The organism is Paenibacillus sp. FSL P4-0081 (genome assembly GCF_000758565.1).
Taxonomy (GTDB): domain Bacteria; phylum Bacillota; class Bacilli; order Paenibacillales; family Paenibacillaceae; genus Paenibacillus_AQ; species Paenibacillus_AQ phytohabitans.
In genome coordinates this window covers 7,149,636-7,168,944 of the sequence record NZ_CP009280.1, presented here as the reverse complement: position 1 = coordinate 7,168,944, position 19,309 = coordinate 7,149,636, and the positions used below count along the sequence as shown (strand labels likewise).

The following is a 19,309-nucleotide window of genomic DNA, read 5'->3' as shown; positions in this document are numbered from 1 at the left end:
TATATTATTTTTCCCGCTGAAACGGTGCTGTCCTTATCAAGGGCAGCCAAGCCGTTTCCACTTGAGATGTAGAGGAGTGAAAAACTGTGAGTGTTTTCCGAAAGCAGGCCTCTCCCCCGGACGAGAAGGACAGCAAGAGTTCGCTTGGCCTGCGGCTCAACGTGTTTTTCTTCAGCACGTTTGTAATCTTTTGCGTAATTATTATCCGTCTGGCTGTTGTGCAGTTTGTGGAAGGACCTAAGCTGACCGAGGTGGAGACCAGCCGGGATACCAAAAGTGTACCGCTCGCGTCCATCCGTGGTGCGATTCGCGCAGCCGGAGGAGAAGAGATTGCCTATTCGACCTCCGTTCAATCGCTGTATATCACCCTGACGAAGGAATATACGGCCAAAGCCGTGGATAAGGAAACCGGAATCAGTGCACTGAAGCCGGAATCGAGAGCTAACGCCTATGCGCTGGCAACCCGGCTGGTCGAGGAATTCGATAAACATGGTGATCCGGACGGCGAGAAGCTGACGGTGAATAATGTAATTACTTCATTGGATTTATATTTCAAAAAATATTCGGGTTATATGGCACGCAAGATCAAATCCGGTCTTACCACCCAGGAAGTTGCTTATTTCATGGAGCATAAAAGCGAGTTCCCCGGTCTTGAGATTGTTGAAGAAGGCGTGCGGCATTATGACAAGGACACGGTTGCTGTGCAGACAGTCGGGTATATCAAGCCCTTCAAATCGTCCAGTACACTTAATATTTATAAGAACATCCAGAACGCAATGAAGAAGATCGATGCCGATCCCGGCCTGAACTATAAAGATGATGAGTTTGTCGGCTTTGACGGTCTGGAGCTGCAATATCAGCGGGAGCTGCGCGGCAAGAATGGTTATCAGGTCATTTCAGTGAATCCGCAGAATATGGCCGAGAAGGTTGAAGAGGTTGTGCCGCCGGTCAAGGGTAATGATGTCTGGATGACGATTAATAAGAACGTCCAGCTCAAGACGGAAGAGGCCATTACGGAGCAGATCAGCTGGCTGCACAGTCATGCCGTCCAGGGCAAAACCCACCCCGATGCACTCACGGGTTATGCCGTAGCCATGGAAGTGGATACAGGCAATATTGTTGCCATGGCCAGTATGCCGGATTATGATACTAATGTCTGGACGGCGGAGAAGCTGGATTCCGATACTTGGAATAAAATTATGGGTAACTATCAGAATGGGACGATTACTCCGTATTCTTCGGGGATGTCCGGCCATGGATTCGGTTCTACCGTATTACTGGGTTCAACCATTAAGCCGCTGAGTGTGCTTGTGGGCTTGAACGAAGGATTCTTCAGCACCTCTTACCGGTACAATGATAAAGGGATCGCTTATTTCGGTAAGGATGACAAATCCTCCGTGCGCAATTCCTCCGGACATGTCTACGGTTCGATGGACCCGGCCAAAGCGATTGAGGATTCCTCCAACGTATTCATGGTGGATATGGTCGGCAAGAAGCTTTATGAGCAATATAAGGGCAAGGGGATTGAAGTTTGGGATAAGTATATGAAGGAGTTCGGCCTCGGTGTCTCCACACAGAGCGGGCTTCCCAATGAGTATCTGGGACAGATTAACTATACCGATATCAAGGCAGCGGGCAGTGCGCAAGCCGCACTGGTCTATGCCTCCTTCGGGCAGCAGGGCCGTTATACGGTACTGCAGCTGGCACAGTATGCTTCCACGCTTGCCAATGAAGGTGTGCGCATCAAGCCGCAGCTGGTCAGCAAGATCACCGACTCTGAAGGCAATGTGGTCAAAAAGTTTGAGCGCGAGGTGCTGGATGAAGTAACGACCTTTGACCCGTCCTTCTGGAGAGAAATCAAACAGGGCATGAACAGTAAGGTTACTGCATTTACGGATTTCCCTTATGATTTTGCCCGTAAGACAGGTACCTCCCAGCAGCTGGGGAAAGGTGAATTGCGTGATAATGGGGTATTTATTGCTTTTGCCCCGCGTAATAATCCTAAGTTAGCAGTTGCTGTGGTCATCCCTGAAGGCGGGTTTGGTTCCAACAGTGCCGCGCCGGTCGCGCGTAAAATATTCGATGCGTATGACTGGGAGTACGGGCTGGATGGCAACCCGAAGAAAAATGTAAAAACTGCAGATCCGGCCAACGGAGATGCCGTAAACACAAACTGACGAACCGCCGTAGCCTGATTGACAAATACTCAGCTGCTCCCGACCGGGAGACATACAAGAATGGAGGGGTGGCAAATGATTGCCAAATACCGCCTGCTTGCATTGGATATGGATGGAACCCTACTGAATGATGAACAGAAAATCACCCCCAAAACGGTGGAATGGATCAAAAAAGCGATGAATGCCGGCGTACATGTCTGCCTGTCTACCGGACGTTCGTCCCGGAGTGCGATGCCTTATGCCGTGCAGCTTGGCCTCGAGACCCCGATGATTATGGTAAACGGAAGTGAAGTCTGGCGCGCACCGGGAGAACTGTACCGCCGGTCCCTGATGGATGTGGAACTGGTCAAACAGATGCATAAGATTGCCGAAGAGTTCGATATCTGGTTCTGGGCATATTCCGTGGATGAAGTATACAACCGCGACACCTGGGACGGCGAAATTGACAGCAGGGAATGGCTGAAGTTCGGTTATTCTACCGAGGATAATGATATCCGCCATAAACTTCTGATGCGTCTGCAGGAGCTGGGCGGGCTGGAGATCACCAATTCCTCGCCGTTCAATCTGGAGATTAATCCGCTTGGCGTCAACAAGGCATCCGGCATTCTGGAAGTCTGCAAGCTGCTTGGCATTAACATGTCCCAGGTTGTGGCCGTCGGCGACAGTCTGAATGATCTGGCGGCCATCCAGCAGGCCGGATTCGGAATAGCGATGGGCAATGCCCAGGAGACCGTTAAGCAGGAAGCCGATGCTGTTGTGGCTACGAACAATAATGACGGGATCGCGGAAGTGATCCAGAAGTATATTCTTGCGGAAGCCGGAACCTCGGCCGGTAGGATTTCTAAGCAGGCTTAGCTTACTTATCCTATCCAAAACAAAACTTGAGGAGTTGAAGGAATTGACGATCCTGGGTTGGATTCTGATCATTGCTTTGTTTGCAGTAGGGCTGGCAGGAGCGGTATATCCAATCCTGCCGGGCGCGCTGGCGATTTATCTGGCCTTCTTCGTATACGGCTGGTTCTTTTCCTTCCACTCCTTCGGCGCCTGGTTCTGGATTATCCAGACACTGATTGTAGTGGTCCTGTTCGTTGCCGATTATGTGGTCGGGGCCTGGGGAGTCAAAAAGTTCGGCGGCTCACGGGCATCCGTCATCGGCAGCACGATCGGCTTGATTATTGGCCCCTTTCTCATTCCGGCCTTTGGTCTGCTGATCGGCCCGTTCCTCGGGGCCTTTGTCGGCGAACTGATTGCCGGCTCGAAGCCCGGCAAGGCGGTCAAGGTCAGCTTCGGCTCCTTGCTGGGGCTGTTCAGCAGTACCGTAGTCAAGATCATTTTGCAGATTGTTATGGTCGTCCTCTTCTTTATCTGGATCGGACGGTATTAAATTTATTGTGAAGAAGGCGAAACAGCTTGTCCACCAAGAAAGAATCTTTTGTTAAAGGCACGCTTATTCTGGCTGCGGCCGCACTTGTGGCCCGCATCCTTGGACTTGCCCAGCGGGTTCCGCTGGAACATCTATTCAATGATATCGGGAATGCATCCTTTACACAGGCTAACAATGTGTATCTCCTGCTCCTTCCGCTGGCGACCGCCGGAATACCCAGCACGCTGAGCAAAATGGTATCAGAGCGTTATGCTCTGAACCGTCCGCATGAAGCGCAGCAGGTATACCGTGCCGCCCTTATTTTTGCAGCTGTTGTAGGTGTTGTAATGAGTACAATACTGTACATAGCCGCTCCGTATTATGCGGAGTACACCAAAGTTCCTGAGAGTACGCTGGCAATCCGGGCGATTGCCCCGGCGCTGCTGCTGTTCCCCGCAATCGCGATGATGCGCGGTTACTTCCAGGGGCGCAATAATATGATGGCCGGAGGTATCTCGCAGATTATTGAGCAGATTGCCCGGGTATCTACGGCAATTCTGCTGGCTTTTATTCTGCTGCGCCAAGGGTACAGCAACACATGGATGGCTGCAGGCGCTTCTTTCGGCAGTGTGCTCGGGAGCGTCGGCGCTTTCGGTGTCATGCTGTATTACGCAATGAAGATGCGCCGCAGCGAGGAGCAGATTGCTCTTTATGAATCGAATGAGGCACGCCTTCCGTTACTTGGAATTTATAAAGATATTTTTAAGCTGTCCATTCCAATTGTATTATCTTCGATCACAGTACCTGTTGTGAACTTTATCGATACTTCCTTTATTGTACCGCTGCTCAGCGGACGGATCGGAATGGAGGAAGCTACCCGGGCTCTGGGGATCTTCGGCAGCCGTGCACAGAGTATAGCGGGTATTCCGCCGGTGCTCTCCATCGCGCTTAGTACGTCGCTCATTCCGATTATTTCAGCGGCGTACGCCCGCAAAGATGAACAGCATCTGAAACGCCAGGTTACCCTGGCCATGCGTATTTCCATTCTTACCGGCACACCGATTGTACTCTCTCTCGTTGTGGCGGCATATTCTGTCAATGGACTGATCTTCAGCAGTCTGGACGGCAGCGGGATTGTAGCGATGCTGACGCTGGGCACTATTTTTCAAATCACTATGATGACTACGAACTCTATTCTGCTCGGAATGGGCAAATCGCGGATTTCAATGTATTACGTGCTAGCCGGGATTATCGTGAAGTTCGCTTCCAACTTCCTGTTCAGCCAGCTGTTCGGCATTTATGGCATCATCGGCTCTACGGCCCTGTGCTTCATTGTCATTACGCTGCTTAATCTGCGGATGCTCAAAAAGATCATTCCCTTCGAAATTCTCGGCAAACGCTGGGGCGGATTCTCAATCGCTGTACTCGCATCGGCCGGAATCGGTTATGGCCTCAATGAAGCGGGGATTATGCTGACTCATCTGATGCCGGCAAGACTGGCATTCCTGATTACATGTCTGGTCGTTGGAGCTGCCGTGGTTATCATTTACCTGGTGCTGTTGATTGTTCTGGGTGTACTGAGCAGCCAGGAAATCGCTGGTTACCCGCGTCCGCTGCGCAAACTGCTGAATCCTTTAATGAAGCTGCAGCCTGCGCACGTGCGTGCAAACGAATAAAGCTGTGATCATTGTCTTATTTTGTCTTTTTTATTTGACTTATTCCGTACATTTTGCTTCACTTAAAGAGAAGAGAATCATGGGTAACGGTTAGATGAGAAAGGATGGATAATAGATGAACAAAATTAGTTCTCCTGCTGAGTTTCAGGTGTCAATACAATCTCCGCGCTTAACGGTGGCGGTATTCAAGGCGGATTGGTGCTCGGATTGCAAATTCATTGATCCGTTCATGCCGGATGTGGAACAGAAATATAGTGACCGCCTTACACTCGTTGAAGTGGATGTCGATGCAGTAGGCGACGTCAGCCAGGAACAGAATATTCTGGGCATTCCGAGCTTTGTCGCTTATACCGATGGACGGGAACTGGTCCGATTCGTGAATAAGCTTCGTAAGTCCCGTGAGGAAATTGAGAATTTCCTGAATACGGCGCTGGATGTTTACCTTAGTATCCACAAGTAATGAAGCAGCACCGCTTTCGCCCTACCCGAGCAGAAGCGGTGTTTTTTTTCTAGAATGGTCTGCGGGCGCAATCATTATACTAATTCATTCCTATAAAAATGCGGGTGATAACATTGACGACCCTTCAATTAAAATGGCTTAGCTATATAACCTGCCTTGTTATGTTTCTGGCGCTGCTCGGCGGAGCGGTGGTTACCAAGACGGGTTCGGGACTGGAATGCGGGAATGAATGGCCGCTGTGTCACGGAAAGCTGATACCGGCTTATACCGTAGGCTCCCTGATTGAATATACCCATCGTCTGTTCAGCGGACTTGCGGGTCTAATGTCACTGGCTTCCATGTTTGCGTTCTGGCGTTATGCCCGTAAGCGCAGGGATCTGCTTACCTATGCCTTGTTAACCCTTATATTCGTAGTGGTGCAAGGCGGAATGGGAGCGCTTGCGGTAATCAAGTCGCAGTCTGCTGCAGTAATGGCTCTACATATGGGATTCTCGCTGATTGCGTTCGCCAGCTCACTGATGCTTGCGCTTGGAGCCAGACGGATCTACCTTTCTGGGGAAGAGAATAGCACTGCAGAACCGAAAGTTAGCAGGGGCTTCCGTAACTTAACCTGGTTTACTGCGTTATATTCTTATATGGTCGTGTATATTGGAGCTTATGTAAGCCATACCGATTCGCAGGGGGGCTGTTCAGGCTGGCCGCTGTGCAACGGGGAATGGATTCCCGAGCTGTCTGGCGGGGTGGGCATTGTGTTCATACACCGGGTTGCAGCGGCGCTGCTGTTCCTGCTGACTGCTATTCTGGGACATCTGGCTTTCTGGAGATACAAAGAGCTGCCGGAGCTGAGGGCTCTGGGTGTTGCCGCAGTGCTGCTCTGCCTGATGCAGGTATTCAGTGGGGCTGCTGTGGTTCATACGCTGTATAATGAACGACTGTACATATTTACCGCGTTATCGCATATTTTGCTGATTGCCGGCTTGTTTGGGGTTCTATGTTATATGAGTGTCCGTGTCTGGCAGTTAAGCGGAACGGACAAGAAGCAATAAGATTACCGTTAAGGGCATGGGGACAAGGTCGGCCCGGTTCGAGGAGGAACGCTTAGTGGGATACGGTAATTTGCGACAATGGATCGAACAGCTCCGCAGAGACAAGGATCTTGCTGTGATTGATACTCCGGTTGATCCGCATCTGGAGCTGGCCGAGATTCACCGCCGGGTGGCCGGTGAGGACGGCCCGGCGCTGCTGTTTACAAATGTACAAGGAACGCCGTTCCCGGTTGCAACCAATCTGTTCGGTACTGTCCGCCGGGTGAACAAGGCCTTCGGGACCCGCCCGGAGCAGTTAGTGAAATCTATGACGGCAGCTATGGAAACGATGATTCCGCCATCAGCTGCCGGACTATGGAGAGAAAAGGGCCTGCTGCTTGACCTGATCCGAGCAGGAACCAAGAATATACCGCAAGGTGAAGCGCCGGTCCTAGGCATCTGCCGCAGCAGTAATCCGCTACAGGAATTACCCCGAATTACCAGCTGGCCTAAGGACGGAGGGCCGTTCATCACCCTTCCTCTGGTCTATACAGAGAGCATAACCAACCCCAAAGACCATAATCTCGGGATGTACCGGGTCCAGATTCATGATGACAGCACGACCGGCATTCATTGGCAAATCCATAAAGGGGGCGGCTTCCATCACCGCCAGGCTGAGCTGCTGGGGGAGACCCTTCCGGTCTCTGTCTTTATCGGCGGGCCTCCTGCCCTGATTGCGGCTGCTGTTGCCCCGGTTTCAGAGCGGCTTCCGGAATTGATGCTGGCATCCCTTATGCTGGGCGGGAAGCTCCCTATGGTGCAGGACCCCCTGGGCGGTCACCGCATTCCTTCAGAAGCTGAATTCTCCATCCGCGGGCGGGTGTCTCCGTTTGAGCGGAGACCGGAAGGTCCATATGGCAGTCAATCCGGCTATTATTCGCTGCAGCATGATTTTCCCGTGATGCATGTGCAGCGGATGTGGCACCGCAAGGACGCGATATTTCCGGCCACGATTACCGGCAAACCCCGCCAGGAGGATTATTATCTGAAGGATTATCTGCAGCGGCTGCTGGCTCCGGCCTATCCGCTAATGATGCCTTCAGTGAAAGCTCTGTGGGCGTACTCCGAATCCGGCTCGAACGCCTTGGCTTCGGCTGTTGTCAGGGAGAGCTATCCGCGTGAGGGACTGGCTTCGGCTTTCCGTATTCTGGGGGAAGGCCAGCTCTCCTTAACGAAATTCCTGCTCCTGACGAATGAACCGGTTGAGCTTACGGATTTCCCTAAACTGCTGGAAACCGTGCTTGAACGCTTTAATCCGGCATCGGATCTGGTGATCTTCGCTAACACCTCCATGGATACCCTTGACTATACCGGCCGTAAGCTGAATCATGGCAGTAAGGCTGTGATGATGGGCACCGGCAACCCGGTCCGTGAGCTGCCCAGAACCTATACGGAGGGTCACCTTCCAGCAATCACCGGCGCCGTGCCCTATTGCGGCGGATGTTTAGCCGTTTCCGGAGCATCCTATATAGAAGACCCTGAGCTTCCCGTCAGGCTGGCCGCTTCCTTCAAGGAGAAGGGCACAGCCTGGCCGCTGATTGTTCTGGTGGACGATGCCGCTGAAGCGGTGCGCACACAAACCTCCTTCCTGTGGACAGTGTTCACCCGGTTTAATCCGGCGGATGATATTTATGCGGAGACCCATGCACTGCGTAACGCAATCAGCTATTCCCTGCCGATTGTAATAGATGCCCGGATGAAGCCGGGGTACCCGGAGGAGCTGGTTCCGCATGAGGACACGGTTGAACTGGTGAACCGGAACTGGAACCGTTATTTCCCTCTTGTATAGATCTTAAGTATTCTGAGGAGGACAAATATGCTGCGGACATTACTGGGAGAGCCGCCCCGCGAGAACAGCGGGGTACTGGCCGAAGCCATGGACAACATGGCGAAGGTCGCCTCCATGCTGCGCAAGGAGATGAACACACATCAAGACCGTGACCATGAATACCGCAAGCTGGAGATATGGACACGCGGTCTGATCTCATCGCTGGACGAGCTGGAGCAGAGCTGGTTCGCCGCCGCCTTTTACCGGAAGTCGGTGGTTGCCGGTTATATGGATGATATGTCGCCCACGGAACAGGGAGAGTACGCCAGGTATGTGTATTTTTATAAGGACGGCTTCATCCGGGTGTTCTCCCTGCTGGACAAGCTGGGTACGGTTCTGAACAGTCTGTATGATCTGAATACAGGTAAAGTCAAAGCGCATTTCTCTTACTTCACAGTGCTTCGCCAATTTCAGCTGCTTCATGCGCACAACCCGCTGGCCAATGAGCTGGAGAAGATCAGGAACTCTTACCGCGAACCGGTGGAGAATCTGCGCAAACGGCGCAATGCCGAGATTCACTACATGAACGCTGAGATGACGGATGATCTCTGGCAACGCCATCAAGGGCTGCATGACAAAATCCAACTGGAGGATCTTGACAGTCATCTGGAGGATTTGAGGCAGAGCCTGGAGATGGTGTGCAAATCTTTATCGGCTGCCTTCAGGTACAGCAATGAGCAGTGGCACAAGAATAAAGCTGCATCCAGCCAGCGTTCAGAGCACGGACAGCCGTAAAAACTTACCTTTGACAAAGAACCGGAAACTTAATATACTTATGCAAGTATTTACTTCTAACATGAAACGGCATATATAACTTCATACTATAATCTTATCGAGAGCGGCGGAGGGATAGGCCCGATGAAGCCCGGCAACCGATTTGTACACAGCTTAGCTGCTGGCTGCAAATGTCATGGTGCTAATTCCTACAATGCCGCTAGGTTTGCGGTCTTGGCAGATGAGACGGCATTGTTTACTTCACACACACGGCCTCTTCCGATCTGCACGGATCGTAAGAGGTCTTTTTTGTTATAAATTGCATGGAAGAAGGAGGACGGGGCGATTGATAGAGCTGAAAGATTTAACGAAAGTATACGGTAAGGGAAGCAAGGCCGCAACGGCGCTTTCCGGACTAAGCCTGTCTATTAAGAAGGGGGAGATATTCGGTGTGATCGGCCACTCCGGTGCCGGCAAAAGCACGCTGATCCGCTGCATTAATCTGCTGGAACGTCCGAGCGAGGGTGAAGTATGGGTGGATGGGGTGGAATTGACCGCACTCAGCCAGGGACAGCTGCAGGAGCAGCGGCGCAAGATCGGGATGATCTTTCAGCATTTCAATCTGCTCTCCTCCGCAACCGTCTATGACAATATTGCCTTTCCGCTGCGGCTGGCCGGAACCTCCAAGACGGAGATTGAGCGGAAGGTTCAGGATCTGCTGGCTCTAGTCGGACTTGAGGAGCACCGGAACAAATATCCGGCTCAGCTGTCCGGAGGCCAGAAGCAGCGGGTCGGGATCGCCCGTGCTCTGGCGAGCGATCCTGATGTTCTGCTGTGCGATGAAGCGACTTCAGCACTGGACCCGCAGACAACGGATTCAATTCTGCGCCTGCTGCTGGATATTAACCGGAAATTTCACTTGACCATTGTGCTGATTACGCATGAGATGCATGTCATTCAGAGCATTTGCGACCGGGTGGCTGTCATTCATGGGGGCGGGATTGTGGAGCAGGGCGACGTTGCCCAGGTTTTTTTGAAACCAAGGCATGAGGTTACGAAAGAATTCATCCGCAGTGAAACTCAGGCGGACGGACCGCTGCGGCAAGCGATTGATGCTGTACATGCCGGATATACTAAGGCGGTCAAAATTACTTTTCTCGGGCAAAAAACGTACGAATCGACCCTTTCCCATGTGGCGCAGGGAACCGGAGTTAATTTCGCCATTCTGCAGGGAACCATTTCTACTATCAAGGATGTTCCTTATGGTCAGCTGATTGTCCGGTTTGAAGGGCCATCCGAAGCCGTGGAAGCAACACTTTCCGAACTTGCGGCTGAAGGCCTTGATGTGGAGGTGATTTCTTAATGGGCGGACTGGATTTTAGCGCGATTAACTGGGAAGAAATGCTTGATGCCACGGTCGCAACATTAAAAATGTTAGCTTTTTCAGGAATATTCACAATTATCCTTGGTTTACCGCTCGGAATTGTGTTATATTTATGGGGCAAGTCTAATAACACTATTATCAGGGCTGTTTACTCGGTATTATCGTTCGTCGTAAATATTCTGCGTTCGGTCCCCTTTATTATCCTGATGGTTGCCCTGATTCCGTTCAGCAAGTCGATTATGGGTACCTCGATAGGCGTACTTGGAACGATTCCGGCGCTGGTGATCGGCGCGGCTCCATTCTTCGCCAGACTGGTAGAGACCGCACTGCGGGAGGTTGACCGGGGGATCATCGAAGCGGCGCAGGGTATGGGAGCATCCACGGGACAGATTGTAATGCGCGTGTTGCTGCCGGAGGCTCGTCCGGGTCTGCTGGCCGGTGTTACGATTACGATTGTTACCCTCGTCTCGTATACCGCAATGTCCGGGATGATAGGCGGCGGCGGTCTGGGTGACCTGGCGATCCGTTACGGTTATTACCGTTATGAGAAGGAAGTCATGATTATCTCGGTGGCCCTGATGGTTATTCTGGTGCAGCTGCTGCAAATGGCCGGTGACCGGCTGGTAAGACATTTTACACGGAAATAAGGTATGTCCATATAGAGCCTTATTCATACAAATTATTGATTAGAGGGGGATTTACAGATGAAAAAAGTACTGCTCACATTCTTCAGCTTGACCATGATATTGGTGCTTGCAGCTTGCGGCAACAATAACGCTGCGAATAACGCGGCAAACTCTGCGGCTACAACGGCGCCAACGGAAGCTGCTGCTGCAGAACCGACCACTGAACCTGCTGCAGAACCCGTAACCCTGGTCATTGGAGCTTCTCCTGTACCGCATGCGGAAATTCTGAAAGCTATTGCCCCGCTGCTTGAAGCACAAGGCATTAAGCTTGAGATCAAAGAATTCACGGACTATATCCTTCCGAATACACAGCTTGCCGAGAAACAACTGGATGCGAACTTCTTCCAGCACAAGCCTTACCTGGATGACCAGAATGCCAAGAACGGCACGGATCTTGTATCTGTAACCGCGGTTCACGTTGAGCCTTTCGGCGCGTATTCCAAAAAAATCAAAGCGATCAGCGAACTGGCTGACGGTGCCAAGGTTGCCATCCCGAATGATGCCACCAACGGCGGACGCGCATTGATCCTGCTGGCTAAGAACGGTCTGATCAAACTGAAGGATGACACCAACATCACTTCCACCAAAGCTGATATCACTGAGAATACGAAGAAGCTTGAAATCATTGAGCTGGATGCAGCTATGCTGCCGCGTCAGCTGGACGAGGTAGATCTGGCGCTGATTAACACCAACTATGCGCTGGAAGCCGGCCTGGTTCCAACCAAGGATGCTTTGTTCATCGAGGGAGCAGATTCCCCTTACGCCAACCTGCTGGTAGCCCGTCCGGATAACAAAGATTCCGATGCGATCCAGAAGCTGGCTGCGGCCCTGAACTCTGCTGAAGCCAAAGCCTTCATCGAAGAGAAATATGAAGGTGCAATTATCCCTGCATTCTAAGCCTAAAGCTTAAGCTGAACAACTAAAGAGAAGACCAGAAATGCCCTGTCAGCCGGGAACGGTTAACAGGGCATTTCTGGCCTTTGGGAGGGATGGGTAAGTTTACCGGGAACGCGGCGGGTTGATCCTGCCTGTGAAATCCACTATAATAAAAAAAATCCCGGCCTTCTCAACGGAGGCCGGGATGATCTATGATACGGGATTAGAATACTTGAATAACTTCTTCCACGCCTTCTACTTCTTCAACAAGAGCGCGTTCGATCCCGGCTTTCAGCGTGATCGTGGAGCTTGGGCAACTGCCGCAGGCACCCATAAGCTTCAACTTAACGATGCCGTCTTCTACATCGATCAGTTCGACGTCACCGCCATCGCGCTGCAGGAACGGACGAAGTTTATCGAGCACTTCCAATACTTCATCGTACATGGTTGCACTTTGTACATTCTCACTCATTTCTCAATCACTCCTTTCGTATGTTTATTATAGTACAAAAAGTTAAAAAATAAAATGGTTAGCGCAGAATAGGGAGATCATCATGAGACCAATTATAGAATTTTGTGCCAGTAATATCGGACATGGTACAGAAAAGCTCAAAAATAAGCTGGAGCAAAACCCCGAATACGATGTGGTGGAGTACGGTTGTCTGAACAACTGCGGACAATGTTATCTGCAGCCCTTCGCCATGGTCGACGGGGAGATTATTGAAGCCGAATCCGCCGACGGACTTGAAGAGGCGATTGAGGCAGCCATTAAAGAGGCTGAGGCATGGGATAGCCTTGAGATCGACTAAACCCGCAGCCGTGGTTGTCCTATCCGAAATGGCGCTTAGACATCCAGAGCACGCCGCTTTTGAGCAGGCGCGGAACACGGCCCATGACGGAGCGGCGGCCCATCAGGCCGAAGCCGGCATTTTTACCCAGTGAACCGAGAGTCCCCTTAAGCTTAATCTTATGCAGCTTCGGCGTCTCACCCCGCCATAGGGCCTGAATAATCTGCCCCACCTGTTCTCCCTGGGCACCTGCGGCTTGTGCGCTTGGTGCGAAGGGCAGGCTGGCGCAATCCCCAATCACGTATACCTCCGGATAGTCGGCCACATTGTAATAATTGCCCACAATGATCCGTCCTCCACGGTCTTTGGGGAGTTCAAGCTGCTGGACCACCTGCACCGGCTGAATGCCGGCAGTCCAGACCGTAACATCAGCAGGAATTGCCTGGGTGCCATTGAAGATGGCATCCTTTTCTACATGGGAGACGGATACCCGTCCTATGGTCTCCACATGATGCTCATTGAACCATTCCTCCACATACTGTGACAGCTTGGCCGGGAAAGAAGACAATACCCGTTCCCCGCGGTCCAGAATGGAGATGTTCAGATCAGGCCGGCTCTCCCGCAGTTCTGAGGCAATCTCAACTCCGCTCAGTCCTCCGCCTACAATGTTGACCGTTCCGTAAGGCTTCACATCGTTCAGCCGGCGGTAGGTTTCGCGGGTCCCGGCAAAGCTCTGAATACTGCAGGCATAGTGCTCGGCTCCGGGAATGTTATGGTAATTATCGGTGCAGCCGAGCGCTATCGCGAGAATATCATAAGATATCGGCTCCCCGGTATCGAGGAATATCACCCGGCTCTCCAGATCGATGGAGCCCACCTGACCATAGCGGATCGTTAAGCGGGGATGAACCGGGAATTGAATCCGCAGATGATAATCCGTTACAGTTCCTGCGGCCAGTGCATAATATTCCGTCTTAATTCCCTGATACGGCATCCGGTCAACCAGGACGATTTCCACATCATGGGGGAGATGGTTGTTAAGTAGCTGCTGAATGAGGGCAAGACCGCCGTAGCCGCCGCCCAGGACAAGTAGAGTTCTCATGCGAACCGATCTTCCTTTCAGGTATGGTGCGAGATGGGCAAGGCAGTTCCGCAGGATTATAGGCTGGTGCGGTTAGTTGTTACTCGTATACTTTAATCTCGTTGTAGAAAGTATCCCGTTCAACCGGAATCCGTCCGGCCCCTTTGACGAGCCAGATCAGCTCTTCACGTGTCAGACCTTCCGGGGTCAATGCGCCCGCGGCATGGCTGATCCGTTCTTTGAGAATCGTGCCATGTACATCTGAAGCTCCGAAGCTGAGGGCGACCTGGGTCAGCTGTGCTCCGATATTAATGAAGTAGGCTTTGATATGGTCAAAGTTATCCAGCATCAGGCGGCTTACTGCAATCGTCTTAAGATCCTCGTAAGCAGAGTTCCGGCGCATAATGCCTGCATTCTTGTTCTTAGGCTGCATGGAGAGCGGAATGAACACCATGAATCCGCCCGTTTCGTCCTGCAGCTCGCGGATTTGCAGCATGTGGCGGATGCGGTCCTCGCGGGACTCAATGGAGCCGTACAGCATAGTCGTATGTGTTCTCATACCGATATTATGAGCAGTGCGGTGAACCTCCAGATATTCCTCAACATTGGCTTTGTCCACACGCATTTTTTTGCGGTACTGGTCGGACAGAATCTCTGCCCCTCCCCCGGTAAGGGTCTTCAGTCCGGCGGCGCGCAGCTGCTCCAGTACTTCACGGATGCTAAGGCCGCTGATGCGGGTGAAGAAGTCAATCTCTGCTGCGGTGTAGGCCTTGAGAGTGACGTCAGGGAAGTGCTCGTTCAAAGCTTTTAGCGAATCAACATAGTACTGGAAGGGTACGTTATCATTATGGCCTCCGACAATGTGGAACTCGCGTACGCCGGGATGGATATGCTGCTGCACATATTGCACCATTTCCTCGCCGGAAAGGGTATAAGCGCCGTCTTCTCCCTCATCCTTGCGGAAATTGCAGAATGCGCAGCGGGATTCGCAGACATTGGTGAAATATAGACTCATGTTTTCGATAAAATATACTTTATTCCCGTTTTTTCGCTGGTTAACCTCATTGGCTAATTGCCCGATCGTTAATAAATCATTGCTCTCATATAAATAAACGCCATCTTCCAAATTTAATCTTTCTCCGCCGCGGACCTTCTCAATGATGTTCGCCATCCGGGCATCCATGTGGGGTGTTATAAGGGTAGACATATAATTTCCTCCTGAAGGTTGGCGAGGCAACTGCATCGCAGAATCGTGAGCTAATGAAATGAGCCGGCAGCAGACCGGCATGAAATAGAGGTTAGATGTAACCTCGTGACAAATTTCCGAATTTTTACGTATATCGCTTTTCCTATTATAAACCTCTCCCGGAGGGTGAGCAACCGCCAGAAAACTTAAGGGAACCCGGCATGAAATGCATAACTGCGGTACGTTTGCGACTTGAGGCTAAGAGAATAGTGGAGTATACTTAATTTAAATTATAGAAGTGCAAATTATTTGAACATTACCTGAGGCCTTAGGGCTGGTTGATAAAAGCTATTGCAAAAATATGCTCACAAAACTTTTGGGAGGTTAAAGTTATGATTAACATTAGTGAATTAGCAGCAGGCCAATTGAAGACCATGCTTGCTGAGCAGGAAGTACCTGATATGTTTCTCCGTCTGGGCGTAACACCCGGGGGCTGCAGCGGATTCTCTTACGCCATGGGCTTCGATGATAACGAAAGCGAGCAAGACGTGTATATGGACATTGAGGGCTTGAAGGTAGTCGTAAGCAAAGACGATATCCGTTACCTCGACGGCCTGGAGATCGACTTCGAAGAATCCGGCATGACCGGCGGCTTCACCATTAACAATCCGAACGCCACTGCTACGTGCGGCTGCGGATCTTCTTTCCGTACGAAGGAAGATGCAGGCAAGCCGGCGGCTGAGCCTTGCTAAGACGGGGATTTTTAGCACTGTAAGTCGATATAGACAGCTGAATATGCAGCCGTTAATCACAGCCTCCCAGCCTCTTGAATTGTGTAAGAAGTACTTTACACTTTTCAGGAGGCTTTTTATTTGGCCAAAAAGCAGAAGAAGATTGGAATGACAACGGATCAAGGTTAAAGGAAATGCCGGAGGGATGGATAACTATAAAATTTATGGAAAAATAATCCGATAATAAAAAAGAATATCCTATATATATAATTATAAATTACATAGGAAATATTGCTGTGCGGACAAAGCGGGAGGGTGGACATGGCGTCAACGAAGCTTATATTTAACGAAGGTGAAGTCCAGCGCCTGCAGACCAAAATAGGCCAGGTAAGCCAGGACACTAACCGGCTGTATTTGCAGCTGAAGGGCCAGTCCAGCGGCTGGGGCGGAATTCCCATGGGAGACCACCTCGTGAAGGCCCAGGTCATGATCAACGAATTAACTGCAGAAGCAGAGAAATTGGAGGATATTATCCGGACCGCCCTGAAAGGAGTCGCAGGCCTCCAGGAGGAGAATAAACGGCAGGCCGACAAGCTTAACCAGCAGTTTAATCTTCTCGCTGGTGCATTCGGAAGCTTTGGGACGTCAAATGCCGCTGGCCGGGTTTCCATTCCAGCCTTTGTGCAGAAGAGTGTAGCGTATCTGATCACTTCTGTTACCGTCCTGCTGGGAAGGGATGAACTGAATAACGATCCGGCAGTGCAGAAGCTGCGGAATATCATCCAAACGTCCGGGCTTTTGACCGTAGAGGGTATTGCGGCCCTAAGCAAGCTGAAGGATATCTTCGCGGCGCGGGAGGGGATCGCGAAGGCGCAGATGGCCTTCAAGGTCTATGAAGCGTTCGGGAACAAGACGCAGATGGAGGCTGTCCATGCGCAGGCTGAGGAAGCACGCCAGAAGCTGGCTTCGCTGGGTGTAGGCAAGGTCCAATATGAAGCAGGGAAGGATCTAAGCGGCTATTTCAAGCAGCCGGCTGTCAAAGCCTGCGATTATGATCCGTCGATCACGGCGAAGAGTGTACCACTCATACATAACGAAGAATATCTCCTGCTGCTGCGGCTGGCGATGGAGAAGAGTGCTGCTGGGAACTACGCGCGAAGCCAGCTGGAGGTGAAGCGGCTGCAGATTGAGGCGGCTGAACGTAAGTTGGCGCTGGATAGCAATACGGAAGCGAAAAAATACAACTTTGAGGAGTACAGCAAAACACTTATAGGAAACACATGGGTACTCAGTAAAAATGGCATAACAGACCAGGAGGCGGCGCAAGCATCCATAGCGTATCAGGAAGCCATTAGGAATGGAGAAATCAAATCTAATCTGGATAATGTGCCCGTTGATATCATGCAGGAGCAGATTCTGGCAGCAAAAGACGGGACCAACTACTGGACCGGTGCGAAATTATCGAAGCTGCAGGCCTATGGTATAATCATTAGCAGTGTAGTCGCCAGTTTTCAAGGGATTGAAGGAATGCGCGGCAATGTAACGATAAAGAGAAGCCTTCCGCTGAACCCTGGTGCGGGTGAAATATCTGCGTCCAGGGTGAAAAAGGTAAATGTTCCGTTATCTGAGGGGAAGGGTAAATCTAGTAGTGCAGATTCTAACATAGGTGTAGTAAGTGAGGGTTCGGGTGGTCAAAATTTACTATCCAGTATAGGGAAAGTAGACAAAGCACCTTCAACAGTTAAATATTTAGAAGATGGTATTAGAAATGAGCCGTTTGAGCATGGTCTGTTTTTCGATAATGACGGCAATGTGATTGGTAGATTAATCTCTGATGGGGAACAAGCAAAAATTGACCTTTCTGCTTATAAAGATATAGCAAAGGATACAACATTTACTCATAATCATCCTAGTAGTAGTAGGTTTAGTATTGCTGACCTAGAAACAGTGGTATATTTCGATATGGCAGAAATAAGAGCTGTGACTCCAAATGGGGTAACGTTCAGTATTAAGAGAGGAACTCTTGGATGGGCGATACATCCACTGGATGTTGAGAAAGTTTTTAAACAAACACAAAGAGAGCTTTCCAGTGACCCTATGGTTCAAGCATTATTTAAAGAAGGTAACACAGAGGCAGTATGGGATAGGTTATATAGTAAAATGGCAGAAAAGATGGGAGGGGATTTTAATGTTTTTAAATAATGATGAAAGAATTAACTCGAAATTTCTTTATAGAAAACCTGTAGTTATTGGAATTTTGGACGATAGTGATAATGATCCCAATGATATGAGTTGGATGTTTGATAACTCATGGGAATTGTTAAAGTTGAAATTTTCAGAAAGTTCATTACAGGAGTTAGTTATAGGGTTAGTGGAAATATTCAGGAGGGGAAAACCGAACTATTCATCACTTGGTGAAATGTTTGGAAAAGATTCAAATGTGGAGGAAGATGTCGAGAAAATAGTATACAAAATAACTACTATTGAAAGAAATTCAAATGATATTATGAAAGTTGAGATGCATCTTGATCCTATAACTCGAAATATTAACGAAATGTATTTGTATGTTCGGGAAGGGGCAGATTTATTAACGCTTAATGAAATGCTTGTCGAGAAATACGAGGGTTTATCTATAGATTTTAATGACAAGTTTATTATTATAGATAGAGATTATAGGATCATCATTTTATGAAAATATAAGCGTGAAGCGGCTCTCATCTTGCAAACAAGCTGGGAGCTGTTTTGCGTTTATGTAAAAAGCAATATCAGCACGTGAAACGGGCTGCTCCGGCCAATTCTGAACTGCCGTTAATTACACCTTTGGAAGCGAGCACTTCAACAGCGGACTATGCCCAATGGAAATGGGGAATATCCTGAAATGTCTTGTGATTATAGACAGCTGCATATGGGCCGCAGAGGATATATAGTCTGGCAACATAATCGTGGCTAGTGGTGAACTGACCTCAAGCTGTAAGGCGGAAGCTCGTGAGATCTTAGATTAATTGACGAAGACATGATTATAATTCGTCAGAAGTAACATATGGATTAAAATGTGAAGTAGTGAAAAATATGAAGCAGGGAAGGATCTAAGCGGCTATTTCAAGCAGCTGGCTGTCAAAGCCTGCGATTATGATTCGTCGATCACGGCGGAAAGTGTACCGCTAATACATAACGAAGAGTATCTGCTGCGGATGGCGATGGAGAAGAGTGCCCTGGAGCCTATGCAAGAAGCCAGCTGGAGGAGATCAGGATCGTTGAGGCTGTGAGGCAGGTC

18 protein-coding genes and 1 riboswitch are annotated in these 19,309 nt (G+C 50.2%); of the genes, 15 read left to right on the top strand and 3 right to left on the bottom strand.

From position 1 onward, the window contains the following. Positions 1–86: 86 nt before the first annotated feature. From P40081_RS30405 to P40081_RS30355, 11 genes are all read left to right on the top strand, one after another. The gene (locus P40081_RS30405) at positions 87–2,177 is read left to right on the top strand and encodes a peptidoglycan D,D-transpeptidase FtsI family protein (RefSeq protein ID WP_042139832.1); all 2,091 of its coding nucleotides are present in this window, start codon (positions 87–89) and stop codon (positions 2,175–2,177) included. Positions 2,178–2,252: 75 nt separating this feature from the next. Further along, positions 2,253–3,032 carry a Cof-type HAD-IIB family hydrolase gene (locus P40081_RS30400; RefSeq protein ID WP_042139831.1) on the top strand — a complete coding sequence of 260 codons (780 nt, stop codon included), beginning with the start codon at positions 2,253–2,255 and terminating at the stop codon, positions 3,030–3,032. 43 nt (positions 3,033–3,075) lie between these two features. Then, entirely contained in the window at positions 3,076–3,561 is a 486-nt protein-coding gene (locus tag P40081_RS30395) for a DUF456 domain-containing protein (protein ID WP_042139830.1), read from the top strand. 26 nt (positions 3,562–3,587) lie between these two features. Further along, positions 3,588–5,216 carry a putative polysaccharide biosynthesis protein gene (locus P40081_RS30390; RefSeq protein WP_042139829.1) on the top strand — a complete coding sequence of 543 codons (1,629 nt, stop codon included), beginning with the start codon at positions 3,588–3,590 and terminating at the stop codon, positions 5,214–5,216. 115 nt (positions 5,217–5,331) lie between these two features. After that, positions 5,332–5,676 carry a thioredoxin family protein gene (locus tag P40081_RS30385; protein WP_042139828.1) on the top strand — a complete coding sequence of 115 codons (345 nt, stop codon included), beginning with the start codon at positions 5,332–5,334 and terminating at the stop codon, positions 5,674–5,676. Between the two features lie 113 nt (positions 5,677–5,789). Continuing rightward, positions 5,790–6,722, top strand: coding sequence for a COX15/CtaA family protein (locus P40081_RS30380; protein ID WP_156118803.1), 933 nt, complete (start codon positions 5,790–5,792; stop codon positions 6,720–6,722). A 55-nt stretch (positions 6,723–6,777) separates the two neighbouring features. Beyond that, the gene (locus P40081_RS30375; RefSeq protein ID WP_042139826.1) at positions 6,778–8,550 is read left to right on the top strand and encodes a UbiD family decarboxylase; all 1,773 of its coding nucleotides are present in this window, start codon (positions 6,778–6,780) and stop codon (positions 8,548–8,550) included. Between the two features lie 27 nt (positions 8,551–8,577). After that, the gene (locus P40081_RS30370) at positions 8,578–9,324 is read left to right on the top strand and encodes a Cthe_2314 family HEPN domain-containing protein (RefSeq protein WP_042139825.1); all 747 of its coding nucleotides are present in this window, start codon (positions 8,578–8,580) and stop codon (positions 9,322–9,324) included. A 91-nt stretch (positions 9,325–9,415) separates the two neighbouring features. Further along, positions 9,416–9,551, top strand: a riboswitch (SAM riboswitch). A 98-nt stretch (positions 9,552–9,649) separates the two neighbouring features. Then, complete coding sequence (locus P40081_RS30365) at positions 9,650–10,666, top strand: methionine ABC transporter ATP-binding protein (protein WP_042139824.1); 1,017 nt, start codon at positions 9,650–9,652, stop codon at positions 10,664–10,666. Next, positions 10,666–11,334, top strand: a complete 669-nt coding sequence (locus tag P40081_RS30360) for a methionine ABC transporter permease (protein ID WP_042139823.1) — start codon at positions 10,666–10,668, stop codon at positions 11,332–11,334. Before P40081_RS30365 ends, P40081_RS30360 begins: the two co-directional genes overlap by 1 nt. Positions 11,335–11,391: 57 nt before the next feature. Beyond that, entirely contained in the window at positions 11,392–12,270 is an 879-nt protein-coding gene (locus P40081_RS30355; protein WP_042139821.1) for a MetQ/NlpA family ABC transporter substrate-binding protein, read from the top strand. A 202-nt stretch (positions 12,271–12,472) separates the two neighbouring features. Here the strand turns inward: P40081_RS30355 and P40081_RS30350 are convergent, their stop codons facing one another. Further along, positions 12,473–12,721, bottom strand: a complete 249-nt coding sequence (locus P40081_RS30350) for a NifU family protein (protein WP_039307240.1) — start codon at positions 12,719–12,721, stop codon at positions 12,473–12,475. A gap of 82 nt (positions 12,722–12,803) precedes the next feature. Between P40081_RS30350 and P40081_RS30345 the strand changes: the two genes are divergently transcribed. Beyond that, the gene (locus tag P40081_RS30345) at positions 12,804–13,058 is read left to right on the top strand and encodes a YuzB family protein (protein ID WP_039307242.1); all 255 of its coding nucleotides are present in this window, start codon (positions 12,804–12,806) and stop codon (positions 13,056–13,058) included. Positions 13,059–13,077: 19 nt separating this feature from the next. Here the strand turns inward: P40081_RS30345 and P40081_RS30340 are convergent, their stop codons facing one another. Both P40081_RS30340 and mqnE read right to left on the bottom strand, forming a co-directional pair. Further along, positions 13,078–14,139, bottom strand: a complete 1,062-nt coding sequence (locus P40081_RS30340; RefSeq protein ID WP_042139820.1) for an NAD(P)/FAD-dependent oxidoreductase — start codon at positions 14,137–14,139, stop codon at positions 13,078–13,080. A 79-nt stretch (positions 14,140–14,218) separates the two neighbouring features. Further along, positions 14,219–15,325 carry an aminofutalosine synthase MqnE gene (mqnE, locus tag P40081_RS30335; RefSeq protein ID WP_039307245.1) on the bottom strand — a complete coding sequence of 369 codons (1,107 nt, stop codon included), beginning with the start codon at positions 15,323–15,325 and terminating at the stop codon, positions 14,219–14,221. A gap of 371 nt (positions 15,326–15,696) precedes the next feature. Between mqnE and P40081_RS30330 the strand changes: the two genes are divergently transcribed. The 3 genes from P40081_RS30330 (at position 15,697) to P40081_RS36805 (ending at position 18,727) form a co-directional block, all read left to right on the top strand. After that, positions 15,697–16,056, top strand: coding sequence for a HesB/IscA family protein (locus tag P40081_RS30330; protein ID WP_039307246.1), 360 nt, complete (start codon positions 15,697–15,699; stop codon positions 16,054–16,056). Between the two features lie 465 nt (positions 16,057–16,521). Next, positions 16,522–18,237 (top strand): hypothetical protein, encoded by a 1,716-nt coding sequence (locus tag P40081_RS36810; RefSeq protein WP_156118733.1) that lies wholly within the window; start codon positions 16,522–16,524, stop codon positions 18,235–18,237. Next, positions 18,224–18,727: a hypothetical protein gene (locus P40081_RS36805; RefSeq protein WP_052422088.1), complete on the top strand. Its 504-nt coding sequence runs from the start codon at positions 18,224–18,226 to the stop codon at positions 18,725–18,727. Before P40081_RS36810 ends, P40081_RS36805 begins: the two co-directional genes overlap by 14 nt. Positions 18,728–19,309: the final 582 nt, after the last annotated feature.

Coding starts and splice junctions, on each gene's coding strand:
- P40081_RS30400 (WP_042139831.1), top strand. CDS start 2,253: ATGATTGCCAAATACCGCCTGCTTGCATTGGATATGGATGGAACCCTA.
- P40081_RS30385 (WP_042139828.1), top strand. CDS start 5,332: ATGAACAAAATTAGTTCTCCTGCTGAGTTTCAGGTGTCAATACAATCT.
- P40081_RS30370 (WP_042139825.1), top strand. CDS start 8,578: ATGCTGCGGACATTACTGGGAGAGCCGCCCCGCGAGAACAGCGGGGTA.
- P40081_RS30360 (WP_042139823.1), top strand. CDS start 10,666: ATGGGCGGACTGGATTTTAGCGCGATTAACTGGGAAGAAATGCTTGAT.
- P40081_RS30355 (WP_042139821.1), top strand. CDS start 11,392: ATGAAAAAAGTACTGCTCACATTCTTCAGCTTGACCATGATATTGGTG.
- P40081_RS30350 (WP_039307240.1), bottom strand. CDS start 12,721: ATGAGTGAGAATGTACAAAGTGCAACCATGTACGATGAAGTATTGGAA.
- P40081_RS30345 (WP_039307242.1), top strand. CDS start 12,804: ATGAGACCAATTATAGAATTTTGTGCCAGTAATATCGGACATGGTACA.
- P40081_RS30340 (WP_042139820.1), bottom strand. CDS start 14,139: ATGAGAACTCTACTTGTCCTGGGCGGCGGCTACGGCGGTCTTGCCCTC.
- mqnE (WP_039307245.1), bottom strand. CDS start 15,325: ATGTCTACCCTTATAACACCCCACATGGATGCCCGGATGGCGAACATC.
- P40081_RS30330 (WP_039307246.1), top strand. CDS start 15,697: ATGATTAACATTAGTGAATTAGCAGCAGGCCAATTGAAGACCATGCTT.
- P40081_RS36810 (WP_156118733.1), top strand. CDS start 16,522: ATGATCAACGAATTAACTGCAGAAGCAGAGAAATTGGAGGATATTATC.
- P40081_RS36805 (WP_052422088.1), top strand. CDS start 18,224: ATGTTTTTAAATAATGATGAAAGAATTAACTCGAAATTTCTTTATAGA.